The sequence below is a fragment of the uncultured Meiothermus sp. genome, assembly GCF_937863175.1.
Classification (GTDB): Bacteria; Deinococcota; Deinococci; order Deinococcales; family Thermaceae; genus Meiothermus.
Window position 1 is genome coordinate 1 of sequence record NZ_CALMCQ010000423.1, and the last position, 6,992, is coordinate 6,992.

At 60.2% G+C, this 6,992-nt stretch carries 5 protein-coding genes; 4 read left to right on the forward strand and 1 reads right to left on the reverse strand.

Annotated features, from left to right (window positions below):
- Positions 1-485: 485 nt before the first annotated feature.
- Positions 486-2,855 (forward strand): ATP-dependent DNA helicase RecG, encoded by a 2,370-nt coding sequence (recG, locus tag Q0288_RS15985; RefSeq protein ID WP_299432655.1) that lies wholly within the window; start codon positions 486-488, stop codon positions 2,853-2,855.
- Between the two features lie 286 nt (positions 2,856-3,141).
- On the forward strand, positions 3,142-3,390 hold the full coding sequence (locus Q0288_RS15990; protein WP_299432658.1) for a hypothetical protein: 249 nt from the start codon (positions 3,142-3,144) through the stop codon (positions 3,388-3,390).
- A 211-nt stretch (positions 3,391-3,601) separates the two neighbouring features.
- Here Q0288_RS15990 and Q0288_RS15995 read toward each other — a convergent pair whose 3' ends face one another.
- A complete protein-coding gene (locus Q0288_RS15995; RefSeq protein ID WP_299432661.1) occupies positions 3,602-4,606 on the reverse strand; it encodes a serine hydrolase domain-containing protein in 1,005 nt (334 codons plus the stop codon).
- Between the two features lie 161 nt (positions 4,607-4,767).
- Here Q0288_RS15995 and Q0288_RS16000 point away from each other — a divergent pair, with 161 nt between their 5' ends.
- Both Q0288_RS16000 and Q0288_RS16005 read left to right on the forward strand, forming a co-directional pair.
- Positions 4,768-5,850 carry an anhydro-N-acetylmuramic acid kinase gene (locus tag Q0288_RS16000; protein WP_299432663.1) on the forward strand — a complete coding sequence of 361 codons (1,083 nt, stop codon included), beginning with the start codon at positions 4,768-4,770 and terminating at the stop codon, positions 5,848-5,850.
- Between the two features lie 36 nt (positions 5,851-5,886).
- Positions 5,887-6,654 carry a nucleoside phosphorylase gene (locus tag Q0288_RS16005; protein ID WP_299432666.1) on the forward strand — a complete coding sequence of 256 codons (768 nt, stop codon included), beginning with the start codon at positions 5,887-5,889 and terminating at the stop codon, positions 6,652-6,654.
- Positions 6,655-6,992 lie beyond the last annotated feature (338 nt).

Consider the following 6,992-nt stretch of genomic DNA (forward strand, 5'->3'; position numbering starts at 1 on the left):
CTTCTGCCATTTTGGCAAATTTACAGGCGTCTTCCAGCGTCAGTCCATTGGGCAGAATTTCGAACCGGGATAAAGCCATATCGCCCAAGTATACGAGTTGACCACCCCCAGACCATGACCTTTCAACCAGTGGGCAGCCCGGTAGCCTTGCTGACCCATGGCCAGCTTCCAGCCTGGCCTGGGGATGTATCTCGAGGATCACCCCTTCCAGAACCGGCAGGCTCTTAGCACCACCGTGGAGCTGGATACCGAAGGGTCATTCTGAGGCCGTCAGACCGAAGAAACCGGTGCGCTTACGTCCGGGCAGTACAGCCCCTCAGACCCTTCCGTGGGGTGTTGAGCCTGCCCTGAGTCTGGCCCTGAGCGTCGTCGAAGGGTGATCGAAGGGCTCAGGAGGACACCCCAGTGTTTTCCTAATTCAGGATAAGGGCTTACGCAGTTCTCGATTGCCTCCAATCCCCTGGGTACAATAAGTTGAGGAAGCCGTGACCCGCGAAGAGCTCAAAGCCCGGTTGCTCCGTCCGATCCTGCGCGAACTCACGGATGGCGCCCACGACCGGGTGGTGGCGGGGGGCCTGGAGAAGCTACTCGAGAACCTGGGCCATCCCTTCCCCGAGGTGGGCAAAGCACTGGCGGGTTATCGTCAGATGGATCTGGAGCTACGCAAAGTGCAGCTGGAAAAGGCCATCGAATTACTGGGTGAGCAGGCATCCGCTTCCAGTAGCCTCCTGGCTCCCCCGCCCCCCCGCTCCCCTGGTTCGTCACCCGCCCTCGACCCTCGATCCTCGACCCCCGACATCCACTTTGACACCCCCATCGAAGCCCTGAACCTTGGGACAGGCGGCAAGAAAAAGCTGGCCGAACTGGGCATCCGGGTGGTGCGCGATCTGCTGCACAGCTACCCCCGCCGCTACGAAGACCGCCGCACCCTGCAAGGGGTGCGCGAGGTGGAGGATGGGGCCAAAGCCACGGTGGTGGGTAAGGTTCTGAGCCGTGAACTGGTCAAGACCGCCAAAAAAGGGCTGCAACTGGTACAGGTGCGCTTTCTGGATGCCTGGGGCTGGAAGTTTACGGGGGTCTGGTTCAACCAGCCCTGGGTACTGAAGCAGATGCCGGAAGGAGCCAGCATTGTGCTAACCGGCCGGGTACAAAAACGCGGCGGCAGTCTCTCGATGATGGTCGAGTATTTCGAGGACGAAGGCGGCGAATCGCTCTCCACCGGGCGCATCGTGCCGGTCTATCCAGCCAAAGAGGGCATTGGACAGGCGTTCCTGCGCCGGGCAGCCTGGCGGGCCCTCGAGGCTTTTCCGCAAATCCCCGACGCGCTGGAGCAAGTCGTTCCGGAGGGCAGCAAGCCGTTGCTCCCCAGCCTGGATTTTGCCCTGCGCCAGGCCCACTTCCCCGATGCTGAGAAGAACCTCGAGCAGGCCCTCTACCGCCTCAAGTTCGACGAGTTCTTGCTCTTAGAACTCAAGGTGATGATCCAGTCGGGCGGCTCGGCGCTCCTGGGCCGGATGTTCAGGGTCGCGCCGGAGATGGTGCAGCGCTTTCGCTCTGCGCTTCCTTTCACCCTGACAGGTGCCCAGGAGCGGGTGCTGAACGAAATTCTGGCCGATATGCAGTCCGAGCGGCAGATGGCCCGGCTGGTGCAGGGGGATGTGGGCTCGGGCAAAACCGCAGTGGCCGCCGCAGCGCTCTATGTAGCAGCCCAGAACCAGGCCCAGGGCGCCCTGATGGCCCCCACCGAGATTCTGGCTAAACAACACTTCGACAACCTGATCCGTTATCTATACCCGCTGGGGGTTTTGGTGGATTTGCTGGTGGGTTCGATGACAGGTGGTGAAAAAAGGGGTGTGCAGGAGCGGCTCAAGAATGGCGAGACCCAGGTGGTGGTGGGCACCCATGCCCTGATTCAGGAGGGGGTGGAGTTCCGCGATCTGGGCCTGGCGGTGATTGACGAGGAGCACCGCTTTGGGGTGATGCAGCGGCGCAGGCTGCTGGGGCAGCGCCCGGATGTGCTGGTGATGTCGGCTACTCCCATCCCGCGTTCGCTGGCGCTGACCCTGTACGGCGACCTCGAGGTCTCGCAGATTGACGAGCTACCCCCGGGCCGTACCCCGATCAAGACCAAAATCCTGACCCAGAAAACCCGAACCCAGGCCTACGCCTTCGCCCGGCAGGAAATCCAGAAAGGGCACCGGGTTTTTGTGGTCACACCGATGATTGAGGAGGGCGAGTCGGAGGCCACTGCCGAGCTGGCCGCCGCCACCCGGCTGCGCGAGGAGTTGGAAACCCTCCTACCCGACGTGCGCATTGACCTGCTGCACGGCCGGATGAAGTCCGATGAAAAAGACGCGGTGATGGAACGCTTCAAACACGGAGCCTTCGATCTGCTGGTCTCGACCACCGTAATTGAGGTAGGGGTGGATATTCCCCAGGCTACCCTGATGATCATTGAAAACGCTGAGCGCTTCGGGCTGGCCCAGCTTCACCAGTTGCGCGGGCGGGTGGGGCGGGGGGGCCTGGAGGCCTACTGCATTCTGATTGCCGGCGAGACCTCCAAACGCACGCTGAGCCGCCTGCGGGTCATCGAGGAATCCACCGACGGCTTCTATATCGCCGAGAAGGATCTGGAACTGCGCGGCCCTGGTGAGCTGCGGGGGGTGCGTCAGTCGGGGATGCCCGACCTGCGGCTGGGCGACCTGGCCACCGACCAGGAAATTATCGAGCGGAGTCGGGAGCTGGCCAGGGCGATCCTGGAGGCCGACCCCTACCTGGACAAACCCCAACACGCCCTCCTGAAGCGCGAACTCCAAGCCAGGGCCGAGGCCATCGGCTTCCGTGAGGTCATTTGACCGCTGGGCCCGCACAAGAAAGGCGGTTTCGCGGTTGCTAACGCAGGGAAGGAGAGCGTGTCATTCCGAGGAACGGTTCTTGCCAGGCGGCATCTTTTTGCTGACCGGTGGGCCGTCGGTTGTGCAGAAAATGTCTTTGTGTACTGCAAAAGGTTCCTCTTTGCTCGGTGCGACAGCGATTTCGCGGTTTGGGTTGACAATTTTTCTGCTTAAAACCTTCGGTAGACGCTGCATTTGACCAGGCGCAGGCAGTCTTTCCGGCCTACCTGCGGTAGCATAGGGCTATATGTCTTGGGTGTGGCTGGTGGCGCTCTTGGGGCTTTTTGTTCTGGTTGGGGTTGGGGTTTACTACCTGGGCAGACTGGGCCAGTCCGGTGCCAGTCCAACCTCCGACACCCATAATTCTCAACCGTACAACCCCTCGGTATTTGTAGATATGGACGACAAACCCCCCATGGAAATTGATTTTGAAGCAGGTATCAAAGCCAGTCAGCGCACCCTGTCGAAGAACCCCAGCAAAGACGAAGCCTCCTGATGTTTGGTCAAACCCACACTGACCCTGGTCTGACCAACCCAACCTAATCTGACCTTGTGGAAGGTTTATTGTCTTTGATGCTGCTCCTGGTGGTCGCCTTGCCCGTGATTGCCCTCTTGCGGCAAGGTATTCTCGAGAACTGCCCCGCAGAGGAGGTTCTGGACTGAATTGCTGGTTTCACCCTGCGGGTTATCTGGTTGAATTGCGTTTTTCAGCCCTTCCAGGCCGCGGCAATTAAGTTCCCTACCGCCCGGCGCAACTCGACGATGCCCGTCTCCTGGTGTCGGCTGGGGTGTACCCGATTGGTGAGCAAAACCCAGGCATAGCCCCGTTCAAAGTCCATCCAGACTCCGGTTCCGGTAAACCCGGTATGGCCCAGGGTCTGGCGGCTGCACAGGCTGCCCCCACAATAGGGTGGGGATGGAATCAGCCAGCCCAGCGCCCGCTCGGCATGCTGCGGACGGCGCATCTCCGCCAGGGCCGCCGGGGAAAGCACCTGACCTTGCATCAGCCGATGGACATAGGCCAGAATCCCCCTCAGGCTGCCAAAAAGTCCGGCATGTCCGGTGGCTCCTCCCAGGGCAAAGCAGTTTTCATCGTGCACCTCCCCCTGTAACACCCGTCCACGCCAGGGGTCTTGCTCGGTAGCGGCGCAATTATCGGGGTTGGAGGGGTTGAACATCAGTCCCTCCGGGAGTTGAAATGCCCCCAGGCCCTGTCCCCGAACCCGCTCCAACACCAGCCCCAACAGGATATAGCCGATGTCTGAGTACACATGCGCTCCCACCGGCCCCACCTCCCAGCGGTGCTGCAAGACGCGGTGCTCGAGGGTACGGGTCTCCCCGCCCCAGGTATAAATGGCCTCCCAGCCCGGCAAACCCGACACATGGTTCAGGAGTTGGCGCAGGGTACGCCCCGGTAGTTCGCTCCCCTGCATCCAGGCCAACTCGGGCATGAAGCGCGACAGAGGGTCGTCCAGGTCAGCCCGTCCTTCCTCAACCAGGTGGAGTACCTGGGGGACGGTAAAGAGCACTTTGGTCAGACTGGCCAGGTCAAAAAGCGTATCAGGGTCTATCGCTCCCGGCTTTTGCAGGTGCTTGACCCCCCCACAAGACATTTCAATAGACCCATCCAGGTGCACCCATCCCAAAGCAGCCCCTGGAATTCGACCCGACTCAATGGCCTGTTGAACCAAACGGGAGGCTTGCTCGAGCATCTCTTCCCCAGTGTATACCGCCCAGAGGCACCTGGATCTGCCGTACCTGGCAGGTGCAAAGTTAGACCCGGCTACAAGTCTCGGCCGGCCTGCGGGATTACCGGGAGTCCAGTATCGGCAAGAAACCGTGACAACGCTCAAATCACGGTAGAGTTGAGGTAATGCGCGTGTTGGGTCTGATGTCCGGTACTTCGGTAGACGCAGTGGATCTGGTGCTGGCCGAGCTGGAGGGTCGGCCTCCAGTGCTCAAGTGGCGGGTGCTTCATCACAAAGAAGCCCTCTTCCCTGCCGAACTGCGAGCCCAGATTATCCGTACCCTGAAGTCGCAGGCCCTCACCCGTGAGGTGGCCTTGTTGCACCACACCATGGGTCGCTTCTATGCGGATGCTGCCGCTGATTTCAAAGGCCAGACCGATCTGGTGGTTTCCCACGGACAAACCGTCTGGCACGAGCCCCCACACGCCACTTTGCAGCTTGGCGAGCCAGCCTATCTAGCCGAGGCCCTGGGAGTACCGGTGGTTTCCGATTTTCGACCCTCGGATCTGGCCCTGGGCGGAGAGGCTGCCCCCTTCGTGCCCTACCCCGATCTGCTGCTCTATGGGGAAAAGGGGGTCAGTCGGGCCATCCACAACATTGGGGGCATCTCCAACCTGACCTACCTGCCTGCCGACCTGCACCCCGAAAAAGTCCAGGCCTTCGATACGGGTCCCGGCAATGCCCTGCTAGACGAAGCCGCAGGACGATTGGGTTTGAACCAGGACACGGGCGGGAAAATTGCGGCTTCTGGCAGGCCTGACCTGTTGCTGGTGGAACGCTGGCTCACGCACCCCTACTTTGCTCGCAGGCCCCCCAAATCCACGGGCCGCGAAATCTGGAATCTGGAAATGCTGGACGAGGACGCAGCCCTACCCCCCCAAAAACTGCTCGCCACCCTGACCGAGTTCACCGCTCATTCCATCGCCAGGGCCTACCAGGATTTTGTACTCCCTTACGGGCTGGATGAAGTCTGGGTAGCGGGTGGGGGGGCCTATAACTCCACCCTCATGCAATACCTCAAGACCCTTCTACCGGTTCCGGTATATACCTTTGAGGAAAAAGGCTACGACTCCAAGCACCGGGAGGCACTTTGTTTTGCGGTACTGGGGTATCTGCGTTACCTGGAACTGCCCAATATTCTCAGACAGACCACGGGTGCCCGGCGAAACGCGGTTGCCGGAAAGATTACGCTACCCTCCAGGGAATAGGGCCGATCATAGTGTCGTATGCCGCATAATGAACCCATGGCAGACTTTTATCACCTCGGCTTTGGGCCTGAAGACCTTGGCAACACCCCCCCTACCCTGGCAATCCTGAGCGGGGATCCAGGCCGCGCTACCCTGATAGCGCAGACCCGCCTGAGTCAGACCAAAACCCTTTCGGAGAACCGTGGATTGAACAGCTATCTGGGGTTTTTGCCGAATGGGCGGCCGGTCATGTCGGCCACCAGTGGCATGGGAGCGCCCAGCCTGAGCATTGTGGTGAACGAACTGGTGCAGGTGGGCATTCGCACCATCATTCGGGTGGGCACCTGTGGTTCCATCCAGGATGAGGTCTTACCAGGAAGTGTAGCCATTTCCAAGGCGGCTCTGTGCCGCCAGGGTGCCGCCAACGACATTGCTCCACCCGAGTACCCGGCCAGCGCCGACCCTTTCCTCACGGTGGCTCTGGTAGAGGCTGCCAGGAGGATGGGCATTGGGTATGCGCTGGGAGTTACGGCTTCGGTGGACACTTTTTATGAAGGGCAGGAGCGCACCGGTTCGGCCAATCCATATTTGCTGCGAACCCTGCAGGGCATCACCGAGGAGTACCGCCACCTGAGGGTGATCAATTATGAAATGGAGGCCGGAACCCTGTTCAAGATGGGCAACGTCTATGGGTTTGCCGCAGCCTGCATCTGCGGGGTCATCGCACAACGTACCCGCACCGAACAGCCCGTGTTGGAGGCCAAAGATCAGGCCGTGCAAAGGGCCGTTGATGTAGCTATAGCAGTAGCAGCGCAGTTTGCCTGACAAAATTAAGCCCTCTTCCGGATCATTAAGCCTTTCAAAAGCTCGCCTGGTCCCTAGCTTCCACCGGGTGTGCGATCTGCTGCTCGTTCAGGGGGGTGGCCCCCGCCCGGATAGGGGGCCGTGTTAGCAAAGTGTACTCTATGCTACAAACTTTTCCCTTTCATGTAACGCCCGAATCGGGGGCGCGCCTCTCATTCTAAGGCTCCCTCGAGGTGGGAATTCGACCCATTGCAACGCAAATCTATGGGACAGTCTGGATGAGAGCATTAACGTAACGGGTTAAACCTCTCTTGACTTTTGTTACACCCCTGCGTTAGTTATAGCCCCTGATGCCGCTG

Coding starts and splice junctions, on each gene's coding strand:
- Q0288_RS15990 (WP_299432658.1), top strand. CDS start 3,142: ATGTCTTGGGTGTGGCTGGTGGCGCTCTTGGGGCTTTTTGTTCTGGTT.
- Q0288_RS15995 (WP_299432661.1), bottom strand. CDS start 4,606: ATGCTCGAGCAAGCCTCCCGTTTGGTTCAACAGGCCATTGAGTCGGGT.
- Q0288_RS16000 (WP_299432663.1), top strand. CDS start 4,768: ATGCGCGTGTTGGGTCTGATGTCCGGTACTTCGGTAGACGCAGTGGAT.
- Q0288_RS16005 (WP_299432666.1), top strand. CDS start 5,887: ATGGCAGACTTTTATCACCTCGGCTTTGGGCCTGAAGACCTTGGCAAC.